The sequence below is a fragment of the Flavobacterium sp. UBA2787 genome (genome assembly GCA_002352205.1).
In the GTDB taxonomy this organism is placed as follows: Bacteria; Bacteroidota; Bacteroidia; order Flavobacteriales; family Flavobacteriaceae; genus Flavobacterium.
In genome coordinates, this window is sequence record DEHZ01000008.1 from 68,085 (window position 1) to 94,098 (window position 26,014).

19 protein-coding genes are annotated in these 26,014 nt (G+C 36.8%); 6 read left to right on the plus strand and 13 right to left on the minus strand.

The window, feature by feature from the left end; all coding sequences use genetic code 11:
- Nucleotides 1-185 precede the first annotated feature (185 nt).
- Nucleotides 186-4,472, plus strand: coding sequence for a hypothetical protein (locus B4N66_RS06135; RefSeq protein ID WP_291093184.1), 4,287 nt, complete (start codon nt 186-188; stop codon nt 4,470-4,472).
- On the opposite strand, the gene B4N66_RS06140 is transcribed toward B4N66_RS06135, so the two are convergent.
- On the minus strand, nt 4,469-4,795 hold the full coding sequence (locus B4N66_RS06140) for a hypothetical protein (protein WP_291093186.1): 327 nt from the start codon (nt 4,793-4,795) through the stop codon (nt 4,469-4,471). The two genes, B4N66_RS06135 and B4N66_RS06140, sit on opposite strands and share 4 nt — an antisense overlap.
- Nucleotides 4,796-4,823: 28 nt before the next feature.
- Between B4N66_RS06140 and B4N66_RS06145 the strand changes: the two genes are divergently transcribed.
- The 5 genes from B4N66_RS06145 (at nt 4,824) to B4N66_RS06165 (ending at nt 11,767) form a co-directional block, all read left to right on the plus strand.
- Nucleotides 4,824-5,003 (plus strand): DUF5522 domain-containing protein, encoded by a 180-nt coding sequence (locus B4N66_RS06145; protein ID WP_291093188.1) that lies wholly within the window; start codon nt 4,824-4,826, stop codon nt 5,001-5,003.
- Nucleotides 5,004-5,058: 55 nt separating this feature from the next.
- Nucleotides 5,059-7,062 (plus strand): urocanate hydratase, encoded by a 2,004-nt coding sequence (locus B4N66_RS06150; RefSeq protein WP_291093189.1) that lies wholly within the window; start codon nt 5,059-5,061, stop codon nt 7,060-7,062.
- Nucleotides 7,063-7,155: 93 nt separating this feature from the next.
- The gene (locus tag B4N66_RS06155; protein ID WP_291093191.1) at nt 7,156-7,692 is read left to right on the plus strand and encodes a DUF4136 domain-containing protein; all 537 of its coding nucleotides are present in this window, start codon (nt 7,156-7,158) and stop codon (nt 7,690-7,692) included.
- Nucleotides 7,693-7,929: 237 nt separating this feature from the next.
- Nucleotides 7,930-9,690, plus strand: coding sequence for an AAA family ATPase (locus B4N66_RS06160; protein WP_291093194.1), 1,761 nt, complete (start codon nt 7,930-7,932; stop codon nt 9,688-9,690).
- Nucleotides 9,671-11,767, plus strand: coding sequence for a UvrD-helicase domain-containing protein (locus B4N66_RS06165; protein WP_291093196.1), 2,097 nt, complete (start codon nt 9,671-9,673; stop codon nt 11,765-11,767). The genes B4N66_RS06160 and B4N66_RS06165 overlap by 20 nt, the downstream gene beginning before the upstream one ends.
- A 163-nt stretch (nt 11,768-11,930) precedes the next feature.
- Here B4N66_RS06165 and B4N66_RS06170 read toward each other — a convergent pair whose 3' ends face one another.
- The 12 genes from B4N66_RS06170 to paaD all read right to left on the minus strand — a co-directional run bounded on the left by B4N66_RS06170 (nt 11,931) and on the right by paaD (nt 26,005).
- Nucleotides 11,931-12,338, minus strand: a complete 408-nt coding sequence (locus tag B4N66_RS06170; RefSeq protein WP_291093198.1) for a helix-turn-helix domain-containing protein — start codon at nt 12,336-12,338, stop codon at nt 11,931-11,933.
- A 616-nt stretch (nt 12,339-12,954) separates the two neighbouring features.
- A complete protein-coding gene (locus B4N66_RS06175; RefSeq protein ID WP_291093199.1) occupies nt 12,955-15,000 on the minus strand; it encodes an alpha-ketoacid dehydrogenase subunit alpha/beta in 2,046 nt (681 codons plus the stop codon).
- A gap of 35 nt (nt 15,001-15,035) precedes the next feature.
- Nucleotides 15,036-16,100 (minus strand): branched-chain amino acid aminotransferase, encoded by a 1,065-nt coding sequence (locus B4N66_RS06180; protein ID WP_291093201.1) that lies wholly within the window; start codon nt 16,098-16,100, stop codon nt 15,036-15,038.
- A gap of 42 nt (nt 16,101-16,142) precedes the next feature.
- A complete protein-coding gene (locus B4N66_RS06185) occupies nt 16,143-17,423 on the minus strand; it encodes a dihydrolipoamide acetyltransferase family protein (protein WP_291093203.1) in 1,281 nt (426 codons plus the stop codon).
- A 72-nt stretch (nt 17,424-17,495) separates the two neighbouring features.
- Nucleotides 17,496-18,092: a transferase hexapeptide repeat family protein gene (locus B4N66_RS06190; protein ID WP_291093204.1), complete on the minus strand. Its 597-nt coding sequence runs from the start codon at nt 18,090-18,092 to the stop codon at nt 17,496-17,498.
- Nucleotides 18,093-18,158: 66 nt separating this feature from the next.
- On the minus strand, nt 18,159-18,911 hold the full coding sequence (locus tag B4N66_RS06195) for an enoyl-CoA hydratase/isomerase family protein (RefSeq protein ID WP_291093206.1): 753 nt from the start codon (nt 18,909-18,911) through the stop codon (nt 18,159-18,161).
- Between the two features lie 227 nt (nt 18,912-19,138).
- On the minus strand, nt 19,139-21,634 hold the full coding sequence (gene paaZ, locus B4N66_RS06200; RefSeq protein WP_291093207.1) for a phenylacetic acid degradation bifunctional protein PaaZ: 2,496 nt from the start codon (nt 21,632-21,634) through the stop codon (nt 19,139-19,141).
- Between the two features lie 55 nt (nt 21,635-21,689).
- Nucleotides 21,690-22,892: a 3-oxoadipyl-CoA thiolase gene (gene pcaF, locus B4N66_RS06205; protein ID WP_291093208.1), complete on the minus strand. Its 1,203-nt coding sequence runs from the start codon at nt 22,890-22,892 to the stop codon at nt 21,690-21,692.
- 204 nt (nt 22,893-23,096) lie between these two features.
- The gene (locus B4N66_RS06210; protein ID WP_291093209.1) at nt 23,097-23,501 is read right to left on the minus strand and encodes a PaaI family thioesterase; all 405 of its coding nucleotides are present in this window, start codon (nt 23,499-23,501) and stop codon (nt 23,097-23,099) included.
- The gene (locus tag B4N66_RS06215) at nt 23,501-24,664 is read right to left on the minus strand and encodes a 3-hydroxyacyl-CoA dehydrogenase NAD-binding domain-containing protein (RefSeq protein ID WP_291093210.1); all 1,164 of its coding nucleotides are present in this window, start codon (nt 24,662-24,664) and stop codon (nt 23,501-23,503) included. The genes B4N66_RS06210 and B4N66_RS06215 overlap by 1 nt, the downstream gene beginning before the upstream one ends.
- A complete protein-coding gene (locus B4N66_RS06220) occupies nt 24,654-25,436 on the minus strand; it encodes an enoyl-CoA hydratase-related protein (protein ID WP_291093211.1) in 783 nt (260 codons plus the stop codon). Before B4N66_RS06220 ends, B4N66_RS06215 begins: the two co-directional genes overlap by 11 nt.
- Nucleotides 25,437-25,504: 68 nt before the next feature.
- Nucleotides 25,505-26,005 carry a 1,2-phenylacetyl-CoA epoxidase subunit PaaD gene (gene paaD, locus B4N66_RS06225; RefSeq protein ID WP_291093213.1) on the minus strand — a complete coding sequence of 167 codons (501 nt, stop codon included), beginning with the start codon at nt 26,003-26,005 and terminating at the stop codon, nt 25,505-25,507.
- Between the last annotated feature and the right edge of the window lie 9 nt (nt 26,006-26,014).

Genomic DNA, 26,014 nt, shown 5'->3' on the forward strand with positions numbered 1-26,014 from the left:
TTACATTTTATTATTAAAAACGGCTTCCTAAATGAAGTCGTTTTTTTATAAGTAAAAACTTATTCAATTATAACCTTTTAACGATTAAATTAAACATTACAACAATTTATTAACAAATATTTGTGATTTTGTTACAATTTAATCTAAAATAATTATTTCATTAGAAAATAAATTTAATACACACCATGAAAAAAAAATTCTTGGGAATCTTTTCTCCATCAAACAAATACGGTATTCTTTTATTAATCATTGCGTTTGTATACACTAATGACAACTACGCTCAATGCACAAATTCAGTTCAATATGGATCTGCAGTAGCTCCAACAAACACACTTCCTGTTACAATAAGCACTTGTAATTATCAAACCGAATATAGTCCAATTACAGCTATAGTTAGCGGAACAACTTATCAAATAAGTAACAGCTGTGGCGGATATATAACCGTAAGAAGCAATACATATAATGGAACAGTAATAAGCCATGGAAATTCACCACATACATTTACCGCAACTTCTTCCGGTACTTATTATGTGCACTATAACACAAATGCAGCATGCGGAACAGCTTCAAATTGTTGCACAACAACCATAACGTGTACTTCTTGCTCAGCTCCTGTTGCTCCATCTAATGATTTATGTTCTAATGCAACACCGCTTCCTTGCGGAACAACGAATCTTGCCGGAACAACCGTTGGCACCACAAATATTGCCAATGTTTCAGGCTGTTCAATGTCTAACTACGGAGTATGGTATAGTTTTGTTGGAGATGGTCAAAACACAACCATTACAACAAATCCTTCTTTTGACATAAAACTTTCCGTTTCCACGGGAACTTGTGGTTCAATGACCAATATTGTATGTACAGATTTTTCTCCTGAGTCGGCTTCATTTAGCACTATAAATGGCACAACCTATTATGTTTATGTTGCACATTGGTTGGCCGGAAGTACAACTACCGGAACCTTCACAATTTCCAGAAGTTGTTCCGCCCCAATTGGTAACGACAATTGTTCTAACGCCATTAATTTAACTGTTAACCCAACAACAACTTGTACTTCCACAACTGCAGGTTCAACCATTGGAGCAAGTCAGTCCATGGCTGGTTGTTTAGGTAATGCGGATGATGATGTTTGGTTCAGCTTTGTAGCCACTTCAACCATTCACAATGTAACAGTAACACCCGGAACGCTAAGCGATGCTGTGCTGCAAGTTTTCAGCGGAACATGCGGTTCTTTAACCAGTTTAGCTTGCGTTGACAATACAATAACCGGAAACGAATCTGCCACGGTTACTGGCTTAACAATCGGAAATACTTACTATGTTAGAGTATACAGTTATTCAAACGGCAGCGGACAAGGAACTTTTACAATGTGTGTCTCTACACCTGTTAATCCTTGCTCATCTATAACAAATATTGCTTCTTGTGGTTCAACAATTAATGTAAATGTGCCTTCCGGTAGTGGAAGCTATCCTAGTTCTCCTTGCGGATGGACTACTCCGGGAGTGGAAACAATATATACTTTTACACCCACACAATCAGGAACTTATACCATTCAACAAACAAATTCTTTTGCCACAATAGATTATCATTATAAAGCGGTATCAGATGGTTGTAATAATATTGGTTGGAGTTGTGTTGACGATTTGTTTGGTGCCTCAACCAGTTCTACTTTTTTCCTTTCAGCAGGTATTCAATATTATTTTCTCTTAGATCCTGAAAGTACAGCTGGAGGGAATGTAAGCTTTATAATAAACTGTACTACAAATCCTTGTACTAATGGTTCCGGAACTGGTACTTCAGCATTGGCTTGTCCTTCAGTTCAATCCGGGGGTTTAGGATTAAACGGTGCCGATCCCATTCCGTTAGATTGTAATTCTGTTTCAACTTGTGTTGATTTAGAGGCTACTTACCTTCAATTAGGCGATACATCTTCTTATACAGTTGAATCAATTACTTATGCTCCACCCTATCAATTTAATTGTCTACAAAATCCTGTGAGTGTTAATATTGATGACATTTGGTCTCCGGTAATTAACATTCCTTTTGATTTCTGTTTTTATGGAAATACGTATAATTCATGTATCATGGGTTCAAATGGTATGATTTCTTTTGACACTACTAATGCAAGTAGTGGTTCTGGATATGCTTTCAGCAATAATCTTCCAAGTTTGGTAGGTGCTTTGTTTCCAAATACGATTTACGGTGTTTACCACGATATTGACCCGAGTGTTGGTGGAACTGTGGGATGGGAATTAATTACATTAAACACCGGCTGTAGAGCTCTTGTAGCTTCATGGAACGACATACCCATGTTTTCATCCGCTTGTAATTCTATACTCTACACCGGAATGATTGTTTTATATGAAGACACGAACGTAATTGAAGTTTATATCAAGGAAAAAAACGTTTGTGGTACTTGGAATGGCGGAAATGCAATCGTAGGTATCCAAGATGTAACAGGAACACAAGCCGTTGTGGCTCCGGGAAGAAATGGTCTTGATGCTGATTGGACTGTTACAAATGAAGCTTGGCGATTTGTTCCTTCAGGTCCATCCATTACCTCAATACAATGGTTTGAAGGTTCTGGAACTTCAGGCCCTGTTGTTGGTAATACTGACGTGATTAATGTTTGTCCAACTGTGACAACTACCTACACCGCACAAGTTACGTATGCTCTTTGCAATGGCTCAACAATTGTAGAAAATGACGAAACTATTGTTACTGTTTTTGGTGATAAAACATGGAATGGTTCAATTGATACAGATTGGAATAAAGATAACAATTGGACGCCTATTGGTATTCCAAACAATACCGATTGTGTCTTAATTCCGATTACACCAAATGACCCAATAATTTCAGGAACAAATTACAATGGTTTAGCAGGAACTTTACGTATTTTGAATGATGCAACCTTAACTGTAAATTCAAACAATAGCATAACTGTAACGGATTGGGTAAATGTTCAACCGAGTGGAACTTTCGATATTCATGACAATTCCAGTTTAGTTCAAATAAATAATACAACTAACATCGGAAATATCATTTACCGAAGAGACACTGACATTAGAAGATTAGACTATGTCTATTGGTCTTCCCCTGTTGCCGGATTCAATGTAAGTAATATTCCGGCACCAATTACTCCCGGTCCAATATTTACATGGAATACTACTTATGCAAACCCTAATGGTGGACAAGGTTATTGGATTGGAGCGGCAGGAAGCACTATGCAACCTGCTATTGGATATATCATGCGAGGTCCAAATAGTTTTGGAAATACACCTGCAACTCTAAACGGTAGTTTTATTGGAGTTCCAAATAATGGCCCAATTACAACCCCAATTACTAGAGGAAGCGACACAAACACGGCCACACATTACGGAACAAACGGAACAGAAATAACCAATCTTAGTGATAATTATAATTTAATTGGAAATCCCTATCCTTCTGCAATTAGAGCAAGTCAATTCTTGTTTAATAATAACACTAAAATTGAAGGAAATGTGCGACTTTGGACGCACGGCAATTTACCTGCTGCGATAACAAGCCCGTTTTATGATACGTATGCCTATAATTACACACCAGGAGATTACTATATATACAATTTTACAGGTGTTACTTGTTGTCCGGCTGCTAGCTCCGATTTGTTCATTGGTGCAGGACAAGGCTTTTTTGTTCAAATGATTGATGGTCCTCCAGCTTCAGATGTTGTGTCGTTTAATAACGGTTTACGAAATCCTAGCTATGACAATAGTATGTTCTACAGGAATGCAAATCAAATTGAAACACAAACCAATTTAACCGATTTAGAAAGACACAGAATGTGGTTTGACATCATCAATTCAGATGGACTAAATGATCGAACTTTAGTTGGCTATGTTGAAAATGCAACGATGGGCAGAGACAGTTTCTTCGATTGTAATACGGCTGTCGCAGGAAATATGATAATTTATTCCCTTCTAGAGGAAGAAAAACTAACCATACAAGGAAGAAGTTTACCTTTTGATGTGAATGATGTCGTTCCGATGGGCGTACATATTCCAACTAGTGGTCAATACACGATTGCTCTTGCGGCCATTGATGGTTTATTTGAAAACCAAGCCGTTTATTTAAAAGATAATTTGACGAATACCATTCACGACATCAAAGAAAATCCATATTCATTTACATCGGAACAAGGAACATTCAACAATCGTTTTGAAGTGATTTATCAAAATGAAACGCTCAGTAATCCTGATTTTACTTTTGAAAATATTGTCAGAGTAACTTCTAATGAAAATGTCACCGTTCATTCCACCATCGAATTAATGGAATCAATCTTGGTTTATAATGTGTTGGGACAAAAATTAGCTGAATACAATAATGTCAACGCAAATCAATTGGTTTTAACTACTTTACAGAAAAATAATTCAACTTTATTGTTGAAAATAAAATTGCAAAACGGAACAACTTCCATCGAAAAAGTAATTTATTAAAGGTAATTAATGAAATTCCAAAAAGACCTTTGCTTTAAGTAGTGATGGTCTTTTTCGTTTTGATAAGCTTCTTGTTCAAACGAAATATTTCGGTAAGCTAAATTTCTATCCCTAAATTGAATTAATCGAATTAAATACTCCAAGATATACCAAACCAAAAAAGGAATAACTAACAGTTCAATTTGTTGCCGAATATGAATGCGTTCATGGTTTAATAAAACTACATTTTCTTTGTCCGATTTGTATTTTAAAAACACAAACGGATACAAAGTAAGTCCTCGAAAACCTTTTGGGGTTAAATATTTAAAAACTAATACAAACATTTGTTGCAAAGTTGCTAATTTTGTAGTTATGAATACACCAAATTCTGAAAATAAATTAATCGAAGGCGAAGATTTCTATTACACGCCCGAAGGTTATAAATGTTTTACTGAAAAATATCATTTAAAAAGAGGCTATTGCTGCAAAAGCGGATGCCGACATTGTCCATATGGATTTGATAAAAAAACGAATACAATCAAAAAAAAATAATTCGAAAAATCAAAAAATCCAACAATCTAAAAATCGAATAATCTAATTATCCAAAATGGAAGCAATTCAAACCAAATCATTTAAAGATCAAATCACAGAAGGAATTCCAACCGAGTTACCTTCTCCAAAACAATATGAAATTGACATAAATCACGCTCCAAAACGAAAAGAAATTCTTTCGGATGAAGAAAAAAAGTTAGCTCTTCGCAATGCATTACGTTATTTTGAACCAAAACAACACGCTACTCTCCTACCCGAATTCAAAGAAGAATTAGAAAAATACGGTCGAATTTATATGTATCGTCTTCGTCCGGATTATAGAATGTATGCACGACCAATTTCAGAATATCCCGGAAAAAGCGAACAGGCAAAAGCCATAATGTTAATGATTCAAAATAATTTGGATTATGCGGTGGCTCAACATCCACACGAATTGATTACGTATGGCGGAAACGGTGCTGTTTTTCAAAACTGGGCACAATATCGACTAACGATGAAATACCTTTCTGAAATGACCGATGAGCAAACGTTAGTAATGTATTCGGGTCATCCGATGGGATTATTTCCTTCCCACAAAGATGCTCCAAGAGTTGTCGTAACGAATGGAATGGTGATTCCAAATTATTCCAAACCCGATGATTGGGAAAAAATGAATGCATTAGGCGTTTCGCAATACGGTCAAATGACGGCCGGAAGTTATATGTACATTGGTCCGCAAGGAATCGTTCACGGCACAACTATTACGGTTTTGAACGGTTTTAGAAAAATTAAAAAAAATCCGGAAGGCTCAATTTTTGTCACTTCAGGTTTGGGCGGAATGAGTGGTGCTCAGCCAAAAGCTGGAAACATTGCCGGTTGCATCACCATTTGTGCCGAAGTTAATCCGAAAATTACACACATTCGTCACTCGCAAGGTTGGATTAATGAAGTGATTGAAAATGTAGATGATTTAGTAAATCGTGTTCGAAAAGCTCAAGCTGAAAAAGAAGTGGTTTCCATCGCTTATCTCGGAAATATAGTTGATGTTTGGGAACGATTTGATTCAGAAAATATTCATATTGATTTAGGATCAGACCAAACTTCGTTGCACAATCCGTGGGCGGGAGGTTATTATCCTGTTGGAATTTCTTTTGAAGAATCGAATGAGTTAATCGCAAATAATCCCGAACTTTTTAAAACGAAAGTGAAAGATACATTGGTTCGTCACGCGGCAGCAATCAACAAACACACAGCTAAAGGAACGTATTTCTTTGATTACGGAAATGCCTTTTTATTAGAGGCTTCTCGTGCCGGTGCTGATGTGATGGCAGAAGACGGCATTCGTTTTAAATACCCGAGTTATGTGCAAGACATTATGGGGCCAATGTGTTTTGATTATGGATTTGGTCCGTTCCGATGGGTTTGTGCCAGCGGAAAACAGGAAGATTTAGCCAAAACCGATCAAATTGCTTGTGATGTTTTGGAAGAAATGGCTAAAACCGCTCCAATCGAAATCCAACAGCAAATGCAGGATAATATTAAGTGGATTAAAGAAGCTCAGAAAAATAAATTAGTCGTGGGTTCCCAAGCCCGAATTTTATATGCCGATGCAGAAGGCAGAATGAAAATTGCCGAAGCATTCAACAAAGCCATTGCTAAAAACGAAATTGGTTTTGTCATTTTAGGAAGAGATCACCACGATGTTTCCGGAACCGATTCACCTTATCGAGAAACGTCCAATATTTATGATGGTTCGAGTTTTACAGCAGATATGGCGATTCACAACGTGATTGGCGACAGTTTCCGTGGAGCAACTTGGGTATCAATACATAACGGCGGCGGAGTTGGCTGGGGCGAAGTAATTAACGGCGGATTTGGTATGGTTCTTGATGGTACAGAGGATAGCGACAGACGATTAAAATCGATGTTGTTTTGGGATGTAAATAATGGAATCGCCCGAAGAAATTGGGCCCGCAACGAAGGTGCTATTTTCGCAATTAAAAGAGCGATGGAGACGCAACCTTTATTGAAAGTTACCATCCCTAATTTAGTAGATGATGAATTGTTTAAAATGGTTTAAGATTGTTTGATTTTGTTTAAGGTTGTTAACCTCTGCACAATTTAAACCCCTTTTAAACCCTAAACAATTAAACTTTTAAACAAAAAATACACTATGAAAACACTCAAATTTTTACCCCTACTTCTACTCTTTACACTCGCTTCGTGCAGCTCCGTAAGAGTATATTCTGATTACGACAAAAATGCCGATTTTAATCAGTACAAAACCTATGCTTTTCAAAAAAGCGGCATTGACAAAGTCGAAATTTCCGATTTAGACAAAAAAAGAATCCTTCGTGCCATTGACGAACAAATGACTGCGAAAGGTTTTACCAAAAGTGAATCGCCTGATTTGTTGGTGAATATTTTTACCAAAGAACGTGAACAAGTGGACGTAAACCAATTCAACGCCGGATGGGGTTGGGGATGGGGATGGGGTTGGAATCCATGGATGTGGGGAGGCACCAACACCAGCGTTTCAAGACATACCGAAGGCACTTTGTTCATCGATTTGATTGACAACAAGAAAAAAGAATTAATCTGGCAAGGTGAAGGCGTTGGTGTGCTCACCAAAAACGTAGATAAAAAAGACGAACGCGTAAATGAATTTGTGGCTAAGATTTTAGCTCAATATCCACCGAAGAAGAAGTAGGGAGTTTTCAGTCGCAGATTTCAGTCACGCTGAATAGATAGAACCGGAGTAGAGATGCTTCGGTTTTTTTTATGCTGTAAGGTTTCTGATTTATTTTTTAAAAACTTCCTCAAATTACGGATTTCCGTAAAAATTTTGCATTTTTAGTTTATAGTTTTACAGAAAAGTGTTAATAAGTAAAATTGACAATAACTTTTGGAAATGTTAAATTAGCAAATTATTGAAAATCAAAAACAAATGTACATATCAGAACTTAAACTTTGGAATTTTAGAAAGTACGGATCAAATAATCCTTTCGATTTAAATAATCCCGATTTAACTGTACCTTTTAGTAAAGGTTTGAATGTATTAATTGGTGAAAACGATTCTGGTAAAAGTGCCATTTTAGATGCTATTAAGTTAGTTCTCAAAACTCATGCTTACGAATGGATTAAAGTTGAAAAAGAGGATTTTTATAGTGAAACTGATAAATTAAGAATAGAATTAGAATTTTCAGGTATGTCTGATGATGAAGCCAAACATTTTATTGAATGGTTGGGTTGGGAAGATGAAGAGATTGAAGAAGGAAAATTTGAGAAACGTCCAAAACTTATTTTGATTTATCAAGCAGAATACAGAAATAATAGAGTTATTCCATCTGATGTGAAAGCTGGAATGGATGGAACTGGTCACTTATTAAATGCAGACGCAAGAGATTATTTAAAATGCACCTATCTAAAAGCTTTGAGAGATGCAGATAGCGAATTAACAGCGAAGAAAAACTCTAGGCTTTCACAAGTCCTAAAAGAACATTCGCTTTTTAAAAAGACTGAAGGTATAAAACATGACTTTGAAAATCAATTCAAAATAATAAATGATGAAATCACAAATGATTTCAAAATAGACCCTAAAAAGAAAGGATATAAAGAAAAAATAAAAGATGTTATCGATGATTTTCTAGAAGGTTTTATTGACAGCAAACATAAAGGAGAATTTTCTTTTGGAAATCCTGACATAAAAAACATTTTAGAAAAATTATCTTTAGGAATTGAAGAACAAAATGGTTTAGGGCTTGGCACAATGAATCGTTTGTATATGGCAGCCGAATTGTTACACTTAAGAAAAGAAAATTGGAATGGCTTAAAACTCTGCATGATTGAAGAACTTGAGGCTCATTTACATCCACAAGCACAAATGAAAATTATTGACAAATTAAGCAAAGAAGTTAACATTCAATTTATCTTAACAACTCACAGCCCAAATATTGCATCAAAAATTGATTTAAAATCTTTAATAATCTGCAAAAATAAAGATGTTTTTCCAATGGGCGAAGGAAATACAAAACTTGAAAACAAGGATTATATTTATCTAAAACGCTTTTTGGATGTTACAAAATCAAATTTATTTTTCGCAAAAGGAATAATTATAGTTGAAGGTTGGTCAGAAGAAATTTTAATTCCTGAAATAGCAAAAAATCTAGGTCTTGATTTAACTAAAAAAGAAGTTTCAGTAGTTAATGTGGCATCAGTTGCATATTTACATTTTGCAAAAATATTTTTAAGAAATGACAGCACTAAAGATATGAAAGTTCCTGTTGCAATTGTAACCGATTTAGACAATAAACCTGATGAAAATGGAGATTTTAACGACGGAGATGAAAAAACTAAAACAAAAAGAACGAATTTAAATTTACTTGAATCAGAACTAAAAAATACAAGTGTTACTCTAGGACTTGCTAAACAATGGACTCTAGAATGGTGTCTCCATAAATCTACAAGTTTATCAAAACTATTTCAAGAATCTGTTTCCGAAGTTCATCCGCAAATATTCAATGCTGAAAAGGTAAATTTTGAAAGTGAATTAATTTTACGATTAAAGAATAAAGGAATTGACAAAGTAAAGATTGCTTCAACATTAGCAGGAAAAATAGAGAATTCAAAAGATTTAACAATTGATGAAAATGATGAATATATAGATTATTTAATCAAAGCAATAAAACATGCTTGCAATGAAAATTGAGATAGATGATAAACACATAAAAGAAGCTGAAAACATTTTTATTGGAGGAAAACCTTTTGATGAAGAACGTATTAATTTTATAAAAAAACTTGATACTTGTGATTTACTTGCAGTTCCTGGAAGCGGAAAAACAACTGCCTTGATTGCAAAGCTATATTGTTTGTCTCAAAAATTGCCTTTTACTGATGGTTCGGGTATTTTAGTTTTAGCACACACTAATCATGTTATTGATGAAATAGAAAATAAATTAAAGATACATTGTCCACACCTTTTTGAATATCCAAACTTTATTGGGACTGTACAAAGTTTTGTAAATAATTTTTTGGCTATACCATTTTATGAAAATAAAAACAAAAAAAGAATAAATAGGATTGACGATGATTTTCATGATTACTGTCTTAACGAAGTTATTCTTGAGACTTTTAGTGCAAATAAAAATCTTAAACATATCTATAGAACACCAAATATTCCTTGGAAGTATAATTTTGAATTATCTAACACCCCAAATCAAATTATTAATTTGGAAACTAAAGAGAGAATACAAATTTCTAAACCTAGAGGTAGGTCTAAAAATTATATAGATTGGGATGATTTAACAAAGACTAAAGTTGAAGAAAATTTATATAAAATTAAATTGAATTTATTGAAGAATGGTATTTTGAATTATAATGATAGCTTCTTTTTCTCTAGAATATATGTTAATAAATATCCGCAAATAAAAATAATACTTCAAAAACGTTTCAAATATGTTTTTATAGATGAAATGCAAGATTTGGATGAATCTCAAATTAAAATTATTGATGATATTTTCTTTAGTGAAAATTCAAAAACTATAATTCAAAGAATTGGTGATATCAATCAATCTATTTATAGTTCCGGCAAAAAAATAAAAGTAGAATGTGATTGGAAACCTAGAAAAATAGAGTATTTAAAAAGCTCATACCGTTTAACAGAAGAAATTGCATGTTTAGTAAATGGCTTTACATTAGATCCACAAAAAGATGAAAATAAAAATCCACGTTTTGTTGTAAAAGGAATGAATAAACTTGAAAAAAACATAAAACCGAATCTGATTTTATTTAATAAAGACACAACGGGAGAACAATTACAGCAAAAATTTAAAGATTTAATAAACGCAAATAATTTGCTAGAATGTGAAGAGAACATTAAAAATGGTTTTAAAATAATTGGCTGGAGTACGGTTTGGGATAAGGATGAACAAAAGCAAAGTAAAGATGGCATAAATAAAATTCGTCTTAAAGATTTGTTTACAGGATATTCCAAAGAAAGTAAAGCTAAAAAAGAAGATTTTGATTGTCTAAAAAAGCACCTACAATTATTTGACCAAGAAAAACATACTTTAGAAGCAGTTAGAAAGTCTATTTTAAATTCTTTCATCAGAATTTTAAGGTTTGAAGATATTTATTTTGATTTAGAAACAAAAAAGCACTTTAGAAAAAGTACATTAATTGTATTTATAAAAAATCAAGGAGAGGAAGTCTATAATAATTTTAAAGCAAATCTATTTCATTGGTGCTTTTACCTTGTAACAAAGAATGATTATGAAAATATTTACAAAAAGGTAAAAGAATACATTTCAAATATTTTTATTAAATGGAATTGGTATAATGAAGAAAATTATATTCCGAAAATCATAAACAAATCAACTGACTTTATTAATAGTGTGAATTATCAATTTATCGAAATTAATAAAAAAGAAACAATTGAAAAAAAAGAAGTGAAGTGCGAAATTAATATTGAAGTAAGTTCTGTGCACTCTGTAAAAGGGCAAACTCATTGTGCAACAATGTATATCGAATCAGCATACAAAAAACCTGTTTATGAGACAAATAAATTAAATAAGCAAACTAAAAAGAATCCTCTTTTCTTTCAAAATCACGATTGTAATAAACCAACTGGTAAAGAAGCAATTAAAATGATGTATGTTGGTTTTTCTCGTCCAACACATTTACTATGCTTTGCTGTATTGGAAGATAATATAAATGCAGAAGAGTTATTAAAATTTGAAAATGATGATAGATGGAATGTTGATAAAAAATTAATCGAACTAAATTAACTAAAAGGCTCTAAAAACCTTGCAGGATATAAATCTGATGATCTTTTTAAACCCAACCCCTAGCACTGATTGCAATGGAAAGCTTTTTAAAAAAATTAGTTTTGTTGGCTTTACAAGGCGACAAATCTCGATAGGGGAAGACCTAGAAAAAACAAACCTTCAATTATTTATTAAGTAACTTTTCTAAATACGTCACCTTGTCTTTTTCAGCTTGAAGCAATCGTTCAAATAATTTTTCCTTTTCATCATAAAGTGCAATTACTTTATCTAAAGGGTTAAAAGTGCATTGATTGTTTAAAAAATTAGTCCCATGACTACTATCATTAAAAGTATTAAAGAAATTAATTGCCGCTTCTTCAGAAAAGCTTTTTATAGCTTCAGCAGTAACTCCTAATTCTTTAGCAATTAACTGTAATTTTTCTTCATCTACAGTCTCACTACCCTCAATGTTTGAAATGGTCTGTTGGCTCACGCCAATAGCCATAGCCAACGCTTCTTGTTTCATTCCACGTAATTCTCTAATACGGCTAATGTTTCGGCCAATATGTTTTGGTTTTGTCGTCGTGTTCATAATTCAAAAATATAAAAATTAGTAGTAAAGTCCGGTTAGTAAAATACAAATCGCTCTTGTATCAAACAAATAGCCATCAGGATTCAGCTGTTAGCCAGTTAAGGTTGTCTACACAAAAATAAACTTTTTTCATTCAACACAAACCTTTACCCCCACCAAAATTTCAAAATCTAACAAGTAATCCCAATTTCACAATGCTTTTCTCCTACCTACCATCTTCCATCCCACTTCACATTTTCAAATTGTCAATTTGACACATTCTCAAATTGTCACATTGCCTTTTCCTCTATACCATCGCCCTATCCGAAGTATGGATAGTGTATGAGTAGTGTATGAAAAACATTATGTCAAATAGCAGTAAAATCCGCTTAACGAAACAATATCTTGCATCCTGGTCAAAGGGTGAATTACCTTTTTTGTCATACCAACACGAATTATAGTTAAATTAATAAAAGTCATACAGTATGAGATTCCTCCTTCGTCGGAATGACAAGATTGTGGGGACACTGCCACTGAAAACTGTGACTGAGACTGCGACTGAAAACTGTGACTGTGACTGAGAACTAAAAAGAGATTCCTACGGAATGACAAGATTGTGGAAAACTGCGACTGAACACTAATAATTCAACAACTCTTCTATCTTAGCACGAACCTTATCCACATTTGGAATCATCGTAAATTCTAACGTGCTATTCAACGGAATTGCAGGCATATTTTCGGACCCGATGACCATCACGGGTGCATCGAGGTGTTTGAAACATTTTTCCTGAATGAGTCCGGCTAGGCTGCGTGCAAACGAATTATTGGTGGGTTCTTCGGTGACAACCAAACACTTTTTGGCTTTTTTAACGGATTTGAAAATGGCTTCTTCATCCAACGGATACAACGTTCGCAAATCGATGATTTCGACTTGATTTTTGATGTCAGATGAAGCATTTAACGCCCAATGTACGCCCATTCCGTATGTAATAACAGTCATTGTTTCAGCCGTTTCTTGTTCCCAGATTTCTTGAACAATATTGGCCTTTCCGAACGGTAAAATATAATCTTCGCTTGGCTCGTTTACGCGGGCAAAATCGGTTCCTTTGACTTTGCTCCAATACAAACCTTTGTGCTCCAAAATCACCACCGGATTCGGGTCGTAATAAGCTGCTTTCATCAAACCTTTTAAATCTGCACCGTTGCTTGGGTAGGCGATTTTGATTCCGCGAATGTTGGTTAACACACTTTCTACCGAGGACGAATGATAAGGGCCGCCACTTCCGTAGGCACCAATAGGCACTCGCAAAATCATACTTACAGGCCATTTTCCGTTGGATAAATAACACGAACGACTGACTTCAGTGAACAATTGATTTAATCCCGGCCAAATGTAATCGGCAAATTGCACCTCAACAATTGGTTTTAAACCAACGGCTGACATTCCAACCGTTGAACCGACGATAAAGGCTTCTTGAATTGGGGTGTTAAAAACGCGTTCGTCGCCAAATTTCTGTGCTAAAGTTGCTGCTTCACGGAAAACGCCGCCTAAACGTCCGCCCACATCTTGTCCGTATAACAAACATTCAGCGTGTTTTTTCATTAATTCTTCTACGGCAAATAAGGCACAATCGACCATCACGACTTTTTCCTCACGGGATGGATTTCGCTCGCCTCCTTCTTCAGTGATGGGCGTTGGTGCAAAATCGTGTGTGAATAAATCTTCGGGTTTTGGGTCTTCTGCTTGTTGTGCTTTGATAAAATCCTCTTGGACAGTGGCTGAAGCCACCGCCAATTGATTTTCAATTTCTTGTTGTGTGATTCCCGCTTCCACCATTTGCTGAATCAAAACCGGATAAGGATCACGGGATTTTGCTTCTTCCAAATCGTCTCGGTACCATTCCATCCGAACGCCGGAAGTATGGTGATTTAACAACGGAACTTTGGCGTGAACCAAAAACGGACGACGTTCTTCACGAATGGTTTTGACCACTTTTTCAAGAGCTAAATAACTTTCGGTGAAGTTTGCTCCGTCTATCGATATGGCTTCGATTCCGTGAAAACCTTTGGCATATTCAAAGGCATTTTGAGCTCGGGTTTCTGCCGCATTGGCAGAAATATCCCAGCCGTTATCTTGTACTAAATATAAAATAGGTAATTGCTTTAAAGCTGCCATTTGAAAGGCTTCGGCAATTTCGCCTTCAGTTACGGAAGCATCGCCTAGCGAGCAAACGACAATTGGTTTTAGCTTATTGTTCTCTTGAATTCCTGTATTTTCTTTATACCAGAAACCCATCGCAGCTCCGGTGGCAGGAATGGCTTGCATTCCGGTTGCAGAAGATTGGTGTGGAATTTTCGGTTTGTCAACATCTTTTAAACTTGGGTGGCAATAATAGGTCCGACCTCCTGAAAACGGGTCGTCTTTTTTGGCCATTAATTGCAACATTAAATCATACGGACGCATTCCGATTCCGAGTAACATTGCATCGTCACGGTAATAGGGAAATGCATAATCTTGTGGCAATAAATGCATCGCCATCGCAATTTGAATGGCTTCGTGACCGCGTGACGTGGCGTGAACGTATTTGGAAACAATTTTGAAATTATCTTCATACAATTCAGCCATCGTTTTGGCGGTTGCCATTGTTGAAAAGGCTTTTTTCAGGATATTTTTTTCTAACATTTTAATCTTTTTTAAACCTGAAAGGTTTAGGTTTATTACTTCGCTTCAACAATCCAACCGAATCGGTCTTCTTCTTTTTGAAGTTTTATAGCGTTTAGTGTATCATTTACCATTACAGAAACCGGATTGCTTTCAGGGAATTTGATAGTGAAATCGTTGTTGCCAATTTCTTCAATCATCGCAATTCCAACGGCTGTTCCTGTTCCGAAAGCTTCTTCTAATGTTCCGTTTTTTGAGGCTTCAATGATTTCGGAAATTTTAATTGGTTTTTCGATTACTTCAAAGCCTTTGGAACGCAACAAATCAATTACACTCATTCGAGTAATTCCTGATAAAATAGAACCACTCAAATCCGGGGTGATGAATTTACCGTCAATTTTAAAGAAAATATTCATTGTTCCAACTTCTTGGATGTATTCAAAATCGTGAGCATCTAGCCACAATACTTGATCATAAGCTTTTGCTTTAGCATATTCGGTTGGACGAATAGCGGCTGCATAATTTCCGGCTGCTTTGGCTTCTCCTGTTCCGCCATTCACGGCACGAACATATTTTTTCTCTGCATATAATTTAATTTTTCGACTAAAAAATGGTCCGGCTGGTGAAGCAATTACCATAAATTTAAAACTAGTTGCGGCACGCATTCCAATGAACGGTTCATCGGCATACATAAACGGACGTAGATATAAAGCACTTCCTTCTTTGGTTGGAATCCATTGTTTTTCTAATGCGGTGAATTGTTTCAAAGCTTCTACGAACATTTCCTCCGGAAAAGACGGCATTCCCATTCGGTTGGCACTAAAATTTAACCGTTTTGCATTTTCATAAGGACGGAATAACAAAGGAGTTCCATCTTTTCCCAACGTGGCTTTCATTCCTTCAAAAATAGCCTGACCATAGTGCAAAGCCATTGCGGCAGGGTGAGTTGGAATGAGCTGTAACGGTTCAATTCGCGGATTTTTCCACTCGCCGTCTTGATAATCGCAAACAAACATATGATCGGTGAATTTTTTTCCCATCACGATGTTGTTTAAATCAACTTCTCCAACGGTTGAATGTGCTGCTTTTGTTACTTTAATTTCTGTCATTACTTCTTGCATTGTGTTTATGTTTGCTCTCGATTCAAATTATGAAAAGAGAAATTATATTTTTGTATTACTATCAAACTGCTCTAAATAATCGCCAACTCTTTTTAAGAATGATCCTCCTAAAAATCCATCCACTACTCTATGGTCGAAGGATAAAGATAAAAACATCATACTTCTGATGGCAATTTCATCTCCTTTTTCTGTTGTAATTACTTCCGGTCTTTTTTTGATGATTCCCAACGCTAAAATGGCGACTTCCGGTTGATTAATGATAGGTGTTCCCATTAGACTTCCAAATGTTCCGACGTTGGAAATAGTGAATGTACTTCCTTGAATATCTTCGGGTTTCAGTTTATTATTTCGAGCGTTCTCTGCCAACTGATTCACTTCTTTGGCAATGGAAATGATGTCTTTTTCATTTGCATTTTTTACAACAGAAACAATTAAATTTCCGGTTGGTAAAGCTGTTGCCATTCCGATATTGATGTCTTTATGTACAATGATTTTATTTTCATCAACTGAAACATTGATTAATGGAAAATCCTGAATCGCTTTTGCCACCGCATCAATAAAAATGGGTGTAAATGTTAGTTTTTCGTCGTATTTCTCTTGAAATTTGTCTTTATTTTCATTTCGCCAATTCACCAAATTTGTCACATCAGCTTCCAAATAGGAGGTTACGTGTGGCGAAGTTTGCTTGGAATATACCATATGATCAGCAATCATTTTTCGCATACGATCCATTTCTACTATGTAATCTTTGCCTTCAGTGAAATTAATTTTGGGTTTGGGGAAAGTTGATTGCGGGTTGCGGGTTGCGGGTTGCGGGTTGCTTTGAATCGGGTATTTTCTGTTTTTTAGGTAGTTGAAAACATCGCTTTTTTGCAAACGACCTTCTGCTCCGGAACCGGGAATCAATTGTAATTCTTCGATGGAAAGGTTTTCTTTTTGGGCGATACTTATTATTAAAGGTGAAAGAAAGGCATCAATGTTGCGGATTGCGGGTTGCGGGTTGCGGGTTGTCGTTTGCACCATTTTTTCTGCAACTTTCTTCTCTTCATTCTTAACCACCGAATTCTGAGTTTTGACTTCTGCATTCTGATTTGAATCAATTAATGCCAAAACAGTTCCTACATCTACTACATCATCTTTTTGAAAACGAATTTCTGTAATCACACCAGAAACAGGAGAAGGCACTTCGCTATCTACTTTGTCGGTGGCGACTTCCAAGAGGGTTTCTTCGGCTTCAATATAATCACCAACATTTTTTGTCCAATTGATGATGGTGGCTTCTGATATGCTTTCGCCCATTTTGGGCATTTTGAATTCAAACATATTTATTTGTTTCAGGTTTCAAGTTTTAAGTTTCAGGTTGCGGTAACTTGAAACTTTAAACTTGAAACAAAATTATTTCTTCTTAAATTCTTCTAATGTCTTATAAAATACTTCCTGCGTCGGACGATTTTCCGGTATTTCTCGCAATGGCTCAACTTCTTTCAATGAATCGTAACATTCTAATGGCAATTGCTGATACAATGCGGTTCCTTTAGTTTTCCAATCAATCATTTCATCGGAAACATCTTTGATAATGACTGCCGGATTTCCAACAACCATTTTGCGATTTGGAATTTGCGTTCCTGATTTTACAAATGCTAATGCTCCAATGATGCATTCGTCACCCACATTGGCATCATCCATGATGACCGCATTCATTCCTACCAAACAATTTCTACCAATATTGGCTCCGTGAATGATGGCTCCGTGACCGATATGTGCTCCTTCTTTCAAAATCATTGACTTACCCGGAAACATATGAATGGTACAATTTTCCTGGACATTACAGCCGTCTTCTATGATGATTTCACCCCAATCGCCACGAATTGCTGCTCCGGGACCGACATACACATTTTTACCGATAATCACATTGCCGGTAACCGCTGCTAGCGGATGAATAAAACTGCTTTCGTGTATGACGGGGATGAACCCTTTGAATTCGTAGATCATAATTTTTTGTTTCAAGTTTCAGGTTTCAAGTTTCAAGTTCTACAACGTGAAACTTGAAACCTGAAACTAATTTTTAAACTTCTTCAATGTTTCTTTTGTGAAATCTGACAAAACTAAACGTCCGCTGATGGCGGCTCTTTCGGCTAATAGATTATCCCAATCGTCGGTGCCTCGCCAGAAAATCTTTTTCATTTCCAACATTGCTTCCGGATTATAGGTACAAAGATGTTCTGCAAATATTTGAACGGCTTCGTCTAATTCTTCGATGGTTTCAAAAACGGAAGCGTACAATCCTTTTTCTCTTGCCCAATTGGCTTCGTAAAAGGTGTTGGCATCAATGGCGATTTGTGACATCGCTGAAACACCCATTTTACGTTCAATTGCCGGAGAAACTACAAATGGTCCGATTCCGACATTGAGTTCGCTTAGTTTGATTGAAGCAAATTTGGTGGCCATACAATAATCGGTTGCGGAAGCGATTCCGACTCCGCCGCCAACTGTCTTTCCTTGAATTCTTCCGATGATGAATTTTGGACATTTACGCATAGCGTTGATGACATTGGCAAATCCGGAGAAGAATTTTTTTCCGGTTTCGGCGTCGTTTATGGCGATTAGTTCTTTAAAACTGGCTCCGGCACAAAAAGTTCGGTCGCCACCACTTTTGAGGATGATGACTTTTACTTCGTCGTTGTTTCCGGCTTCGGTGATGGTGTTGGCTAAATCTTTTAATACATCACTTGGTAATGAGTTTTGTTCGGGATGAAAAAACTCGATGGTGGCGATGTTGTTATTTATATTTTGTTGTACGTATGCGTCCATATTTTTTTAAAAATTAAGGCTTAAAATTTTTAAACCATTAAGTGATTAAGATTCATTAAGTTCTCGTTCTAGCCCCGATAGCAGTGGAAAGCCTTTTGAAGGATTGTTGCATTTTTTCTTGGTAAAAAAAAGCGACCGGAGGAAGCTCTTTTTTTGCCTTAGAAAAAAGCAACAAGACAAAAAAGCTTGGAACGGATAGCGGGATTAGCTTCTAAAAAAATCATATATTATAAAATTCCAAATTGTTCAAAATGATGGTTCAAATGTTTTCGTTCCAGTAAATAGGATTCATATTTATTTAAATTTCCGAAAACCATATTTTTTTGAACGGCTTCTGGGTTTTCTTTGAAAAATGTTTTGTAGGCTTCTCTGGCTTCGATGAATTTTTGTTTGGCGGTGGCAAAATCGGGGTGGATTAAGTCTTCCAATTCTCCTTTTTTCATCGTTGGAAAAGCGGTTCCTTTTGGGAATTTATCGTAATTGTACAATGAATTGTGCACTTTATCCAAAATCTTTTCTGGCGTTGCAATTTCGAAATCTTGAATTTCACCCGACATAATTCTGTAACCGTGTTCCAAATGTTCCAAAAGGTGTTGCGGCGTTAAAATTCCCCATTGTGGTTTGGTGTTTTCGGTTAATTTATTCAGGCATTCAGCAATTCTATCATCGGTCATTTCGACAAAAACTTCTTGCTTTTTCTGAACCATTGTTAAAATAGTGGCGATGGCGACCAATTCGTTTTCAGCATCAAAAACCTCAACAAACCATTTTACAATTCCGCTAGGATGCTCGGCTGAAGCGACATCGCGTTCTATTTTTTGTTTACACGTTAAACGAACATAAACGGTGTCGTTGTGGTAGATGGGTCGTAAAAATCGGCATTCTTCGAGCCCGTAATTGGCAGCAACCGGTCCTTTGTTTGGATAAACGAATAATCCGGCGGCGGCGGCTAAAATGAAATAACCGTGAGCGGTTCGTTTTTCAAAAATGCTTCCGTCTAACGAAGTGATATCGGTGTGAGCATAAAAATGATCCCACGTTAAATTGGCAAAATTGATGATGTCGGTATCGGTGACTGTGCGTTTATGTGTTTTGAGCGACATTCCGGGTTGAATATCTTCCCAATGGTATTGAAACGGGTGTTGCGAAATTTCTTTGTAAGCCGAATTCGGTTGATAAATTCCGGTGATTTCCGTTAATGTGGTTGGAGAACCTTGAATGGCACAACGTTGCATATAATGTTTGATTCCACGAACGCCACCCATCTCTTCTCCGCCTCCGGCACGACCGGGTCCACCGTGAATCAAAAGTGGCAGTGGCGAACCATGACCAGTACTTTGTTTAGCATTTTCACGATTTAAGACCAAAATTCTTCCGTGGTGAGAAGCGGCATTTACTACATATTCTTTGGCGATTTCGTCTGAATTGGTTACGATGGAGGAAACCAATGAACCTTTACCCATTTGGGCTAATTCGATTGCTTCTTCTAATGTTTTGTATGGCATTATCGTTGAAACGGGGCCGAAAGCTTCTGTTTCGTGAACCGATAAGTTTTGAAAAGGTTTGTCTTCTCTCAATACAATCGGACTAACAAAAGCTCCTTTTTCATTGGCACCTATGATGTTTATTTTATCGAAATCTCCATACACGACCGAAGCCGTTTGAGACAATTCGTTTACTCTGTTTTTCAATACATCCGCTTGGGCTTTGCTTACTAAAGCTCCCATTCGAACTTCTTTCAATCTTGGGTCACCAATGGTTACTTTATCTAATGATTTTCCTAGAGCGATTTGAACGTCATCAATTAATTTTTCTGGGACAATCATTCGACGGATTGCGGTACATTTTTGTCCGCATTTCACGGTAATTTCGCTTCTGGCTTGGTTGATGAATAAGTCAAATTCCGGTGTTCCGGGAACTGCATCTTCACCTAAGATAGAGGCATTTAATGAATCTGCTTCCATTGTGAACGGAACGGATTCTTGAATAATTCTCGGATGAGCTTTTAATAATCTTCCTGTTGCGGCTGAACCGGTGAAGGTAATTACATCCTGACTTTCAACGGTATCAAATATATTTTTAGTTGTTCCGCTGATGAGTTGTAAAGCTCCTTCGGGAAGTATGTTTGAAGCGATGATTTCTTGTACGACTGCTTCGGTTAAATAGGCGGTTACCGGAGCAGGCAAAACTACTGCGGGCATTCCGGCCATCCAGTTGACGGCACATTTTTCTAACATTCCCCAAATTGGGAAATTGAAAGCATTAATGTGAATAGCAACACCTTTTTTTGGTACTAATATATGATGAGCCATAAATCGGCCGCCTTTTGACAAATCGATAGGGTCACCTTCTACGTGATAGGGTTGGTTGGGAAATAATTTTCGTAAGGATGCGTTGGCGAATAAATTTCCAAAACCACCTTCGATGTCAATCCACGAATCTACGCGGGTTGCTCCGGTGCGGTAACTGATTTCGTAGAATTGTTCTTTACGTTTGGTTAAATACATTGCCAAACTTTTTATCATATTTCCACGTTCTTGAAAAGTCATTTTGCGGAGTTTTTCTCCTCCTTTGGTTCTTCCGTAATGCAAAATGGCATGAATATCTAATCCTTCTACGGTTGTGGAAGCGATAAATTCTCCTGTAACGGCATCGAATGAAGGAATTCCTTCGCCGGTTCCGGTGGTCCATTTTCCGAGGACGTAATGTTGTGTTTTGTTCATATTTTCAACATTTATTTTTTTTTTGAACCATTAAGTAATTAAGGTTCATTAAGTTTTAAGCTCTTTCTATGATGGCTGCATAACCTTGTCCGACGCCAATACACATTGTTATTAAGGCATATCGTTTTCCGGTTAGTTGCAATTCTAAAGCGGCGGAATAAGCAATTCTCGCACCTGTCACACCCAGCGGATGTCCGATAGCAATCGAACCTCCGTTAGGATTTAATCGAGGGTCGTTGTCGGCAATTCCCCAAGCTCTGGTGCAGGCTAAAACTTGTGCAGCAAAGGCTTCATTTAGTTCGATAATATCCATGTCTGCTAAAGTTAAACCGGCTTTTGCTAATGCTTTGTTGGTGGCTTCAACAGGACCGATTCCCATTATTCTAGGCTCTACTCCTACCACTGCTGAGCTGACAATTCGGGCTAATGGTTTGAGGTTATATTTTTTTACTGCTTCTTCGGATGCGATGATGGTTGCGGCTGCTCCGTCGTTTAAACCTGATGCGTTTCCGGCTGTTACGCTTCCTTCTTTTCTGAATGCAGGACGAAGTTTTGATAATCCTTCTAACGTTGAGTTAGGTTTTACAAACTCATCTTTTGAAAATAGGATTGGATCGCCTTTTCGTTGCGGAATTTCAACAGCAACAATTTCTTTAGCCAAACGACCTGATTGTTGAGCGGCAGCGGCTTTCATTTGACTATTGTAGGCAAATGCATCTTGATCTTCTCTTGAAATGTTATATTTTTCAACTAGGTTTTCTGCGGTTTCTCCCATCGCATCTGTTCCATATTGTTGATGCATTTTAGGGTTGATGAAACGCCAGCCAAAACTGGAATCATACATTTTACTATCAGTTCCAAAAGCGGCAGATGGTTTGGAGACAACTAATGGTCCGCGAGTCATATTTTCGATTCCGCCTGCAATAAAAATGTGACCGTCTCCTGCTTTTATCGCTCTGTTGGCGTGAATTATAGCTGATAATCCTGAACTGCACAAACGGTTTACGGTTTCACCCGGAACTGAATGCGGTAATCCGGCTAATAATAACGACATTCTGGCCACATTTCGGTTATCTTCTCCTGCTTGGTTTGCACAACCCATAATGACATCGTCATAAGCTTCTTTTGGAATGTTTGGATTTTTTTCTACTACGGTTTTGATGACCAAAGCACCTAAATCGTCCGGTCGAACGGCTGATAAGGTTCCTTGATAACTTCCGATTGGAGTGCGGACTCCGTCTATGATGTATGCTTCCATATTGTTGTCGGTTGTCGGTTGTCGGTTGTCACTTTTTTGCTGACTGGTGAAAACTGACTTTTGTTTTATAATTTACTCTTTTATGGTTGGCTCTTTAGCCCCGATTGAGCCGGTAGCTCCCGTTTTTTAAACGGGACTAAAGGCGAAAGCGGGAAAACGGTTTACTGAAAAAGCCCGAGCCATTCGCTTCTAATTATTTTTATATTATTCCCACTCTTTTTCACTTCGGAATACTGTTCCTTTGAAAAGTGCGACTGTTTTTTCTTCTTTTTTTATTTCGATGGTATAAAACCCAAATTTATTTTTTAGAGCATTTTCGGTGGCGATGGCGATGATTTTATCGCCTTCTTTCAATGCTTCAATGTGATTGATGGACGTGTCGATGCTCACCGATTGACGACCGTGGGAATTGGCGGCAAAAGCTAAAGCACTGTCGGCCAAGGAATACGTGATTCCACCGTGAGCGATGCCGAAACCGTTGGTCATTTCTTTACGGATTGTCATTGATAAGATGCATTTTCCTTCGGAAACTTCTTCTACGGCGATGCCAAGCCATTGACTGAAGGCATCGTTTTGAAACATTTTATTTACAATTTCATTCGGTTTCATTATTTGAAAAAAGTTGTGTTTTCACGCTTCATTTTTCTTAAAATCGGACTGCAACGGTAGCGGTCTTCGTGGTATTCTTGATAGAGTTCGTCTATTTTATCGACACACCAATTGATTCCTTTTTCGTCTGCCCAAGCGAGTAATCCTTTTGGGTAATTGACTCCTTTGGTCATTGCATTGTCGATGTCTTTGGCGGAAGCGATGTTTAAAAAGAAAGCTTCGGCAGCTTCGTTAATGAGCATCACTAAAATTCTGTCAACGATATATTGCCCTAATTGGTTGTCCTCAGTTGGTTCTGGTAATTCTGAATTGTAATTATAGAAACCTCTTCCTGATTTTCTGCCTAAAAAACCGGCTTCAGAAAGTCGCTTTTGTGTGAAAGAAGGTTTGTATCTTGGGTCGAAATAAAAAGCCGTAAAAACAGTTTCGGTTACGGTGTAATTGACATCGTTTCCGATGAAATCCATTAATTCAAATGGCCCCATTCGGAAGCCGCCGATGGTTTTCATTGCCCAGTCGATGGTGGCGAAATCGGCTTTCCCTTCTTCATAAATTCGGAGGGCTTCGCTGTAAAAAGGTCGAGCTACACGGTTGACAATAAAACCGGGTGTATCTTTGGCAATGGCAACGATTTTTTTCCAGTCGGTGATGGTTTGAACGGTTTGTTCTAACACTTCTTGACTGGTTTGAATGGCGGGAATGACTTCAACCAATTGCATTAACGGAGCCGGATTGAAAAAATGAATTCCGATTACACGTTCCGGTTTTTGACAAGATGCGGCAATGGAAGCGATTGATAATGAGGATGTATTGGATGATAGAATTGTTTCGGGTGAAACATAATTTTCTAATTCGGAAAAGAGTTTTCGCTTGATGTCTAAATTTTCAACAATGGCTTCGATGACTAAATCGGAATGAGATAATTCGGCAAATGTGGTTGCGTACGAAATATTATTGATGATTCTGTTTTTTTCAGTTTCATCAATTTTTGCTTTTTCAACTAATTTGGTTAAGGTGTTTTCAAGGTTGATTTTACTCTTTTCCAATACGGTGTGATTGGTATCATAAAGATGAACTTCGCAACCGGCTGTAGCGGCTACTTGTGCGATACCGCTACCCATGGTGCCTGAACCGATAACTGCTATTTTCAAATTAGTTTCCATTGAATTCGGGTTTTCTTTTTTCAACAAAAGCGGTTACGCCTTCTCTGTAATCGTTGGATGAACTGGCTTCTATTTGCAAATCAGATTCTAATGCCAATTGATTTTCTAAATTATTTGTCATCGACTGATTTAATAATCTTTTGGTTAAACCGATGGCTTTGGTTGGCATTTCAGCTAATGTTTCGGCTATTTTTGTTACTTCTTCTAAAAATGATTCAGGAGAAATTACTTTGTAAACCATTCCTAATTTCTCTGCTTCAACAGCGGAAACTTTGTCGCCTAACATCATTAAAGCGGAAGCTTTTTGAAATCCGATTAATCGTGGTAGGAAAAATGTTCCGGCACTATCGGGAATTAATCCGATTTTGCTAAAAGCTTGTATGAATGAAGCGTTTTCTGAAGCTAAAACAATATCACAAGCCAAAGCAATGTTAGCACCAGCACCGGCTGCAACGCCATTAACCGCAGCAATAATTGGTTTTTCAATTGTTCTGATTTTTTGAATAATTGGATTGTAATGTTCTTCCAGAATTTTTCTGAAACCGGGATTTAAATCCGGATCGGTGACTTCTTTTAAATCTTGTCCGGCACAAAAGGCTTTTCCGTTTCCGGTAATGACGATGGCTCGAATGGAATTATCAGTTGAACAATCCGTTACTATTTTTTGTAAAGACAAAGCCATTTCACGGTTGAAACTATTGAATACGTCTGGTCTGTTCAAGGAGATGAAGGCTACTTTGTTGTTTATTTTTAATTCGATTGAATTGGTCATATTTTAATTTTCTTTTTTCGCAATCCCGATAGCTATCGGGAGCAGAGTCGCAAAACTTTGATGGGTTTCTATTTTAAACATTTGAAATAGTCAAATGGTTCTAAACAATCTTCGCATTGAAAAAATGCTTTGCAGGCTGTTGAACCGAATTGACTTACTAATTTTGTGTTGAATGAACCACATTGTGGACATTTTACTAATTTTTTATTTCCTAATAATGCTTCTTTGTCTGCTGTTTCGTTTAATGGTGAAGCGATTCCGTATTTTTCTAAAGCTAATCTTCCTTTTGGGGTAATCCAATCGGTTGTCCAAGCCGGAGAAAGTACTAGTTCTACTTTGGCTTCTAATCCTTTTTCTTGAAAGGCTTTGATGATATCATCTCCAATTACATCCATTGCCGGACAACCGCTGTAGGTTGGCGTAATTTGAACATTGACGATTCCATCTTGTAATTTGGCAGAACGAACGACGCCCATTTCCATTATCGATAGAACCGGAATTTCCGGATCGGAAACTGCTTCGAGGATTTCGAAAAGTTTTTGGTCGATATGTTGGATTTGTTCTGTCATTTTATTTAA

Bases quoted from the DNA above. Each gene is read 5' to 3' on its own strand.
- B4N66_RS06135 (WP_291093184.1), top strand. From the start codon at position 186: ATGAAAAAAAAATTCTTGGGAATCTTTTCTCCATCAAACAAATACGGT.
- B4N66_RS06140 (WP_291093186.1), bottom strand. From the start codon at position 4,795: ATGTTTGTATTAGTTTTTAAATATTTAACCCCAAAAGGTTTTCGAGGA.
- B4N66_RS06145 (WP_291093188.1), top strand. From the start codon at position 4,824: ATGAATACACCAAATTCTGAAAATAAATTAATCGAAGGCGAAGATTTC.
- B4N66_RS06150 (WP_291093189.1), top strand. From the start codon at position 5,059: ATGGAAGCAATTCAAACCAAATCATTTAAAGATCAAATCACAGAAGGA.
- B4N66_RS06155 (WP_291093191.1), top strand. From the start codon at position 7,156: ATGAAAACACTCAAATTTTTACCCCTACTTCTACTCTTTACACTCGCT.
- B4N66_RS06160 (WP_291093194.1), top strand. From the start codon at position 7,930: ATGTACATATCAGAACTTAAACTTTGGAATTTTAGAAAGTACGGATCA.
- B4N66_RS06165 (WP_291093196.1), top strand. From the start codon at position 9,671: ATGCTTGCAATGAAAATTGAGATAGATGATAAACACATAAAAGAAGCT.
- B4N66_RS06170 (WP_291093198.1), bottom strand. From the start codon at position 12,338: ATGAACACGACGACAAAACCAAAACATATTGGCCGAAACATTAGCCGT.
- B4N66_RS06175 (WP_291093199.1), bottom strand. From the start codon at position 15,000: ATGTTAGAAAAAAATATCCTGAAAAAAGCCTTTTCAACAATGGCAACC.
- B4N66_RS06180 (WP_291093201.1), bottom strand. From the start codon at position 16,100: ATGCAAGAAGTAATGACAGAAATTAAAGTAACAAAAGCAGCACATTCA.
- B4N66_RS06185 (WP_291093203.1), bottom strand. From the start codon at position 17,423: ATGTTTGAATTCAAAATGCCCAAAATGGGCGAAAGCATATCAGAAGCC.
- B4N66_RS06190 (WP_291093204.1), bottom strand. From the start codon at position 18,092: ATGATCTACGAATTCAAAGGGTTCATCCCCGTCATACACGAAAGCAGT.
- B4N66_RS06195 (WP_291093206.1), bottom strand. From the start codon at position 18,911: ATGGACGCATACGTACAACAAAATATAAATAACAACATCGCCACCATC.
- paaZ (WP_291093207.1), bottom strand. From the start codon at position 21,634: ATGAACAAAACACAACATTACGTCCTCGGAAAATGGACCACCGGAACC.
- pcaF (WP_291093208.1), bottom strand. From the start codon at position 22,892: ATGGAAGCATACATCATAGACGGAGTCCGCACTCCAATCGGAAGTTAT.
- B4N66_RS06210 (WP_291093209.1), bottom strand. From the start codon at position 23,501: ATGAAACCGAATGAAATTGTAAATAAAATGTTTCAAAACGATGCCTTC.
- B4N66_RS06215 (WP_291093210.1), bottom strand. From the start codon at position 24,664: ATGGAAACTAATTTGAAAATAGCAGTTATCGGTTCAGGCACCATGGGT.
- B4N66_RS06220 (WP_291093211.1), bottom strand. From the start codon at position 25,436: ATGACCAATTCAATCGAATTAAAAATAAACAACAAAGTAGCCTTCATC.
- paaD (WP_291093213.1), bottom strand. From the start codon at position 26,005: ATGACAGAACAAATCCAACATATCGACCAAAAACTTTTCGAAATCCTC.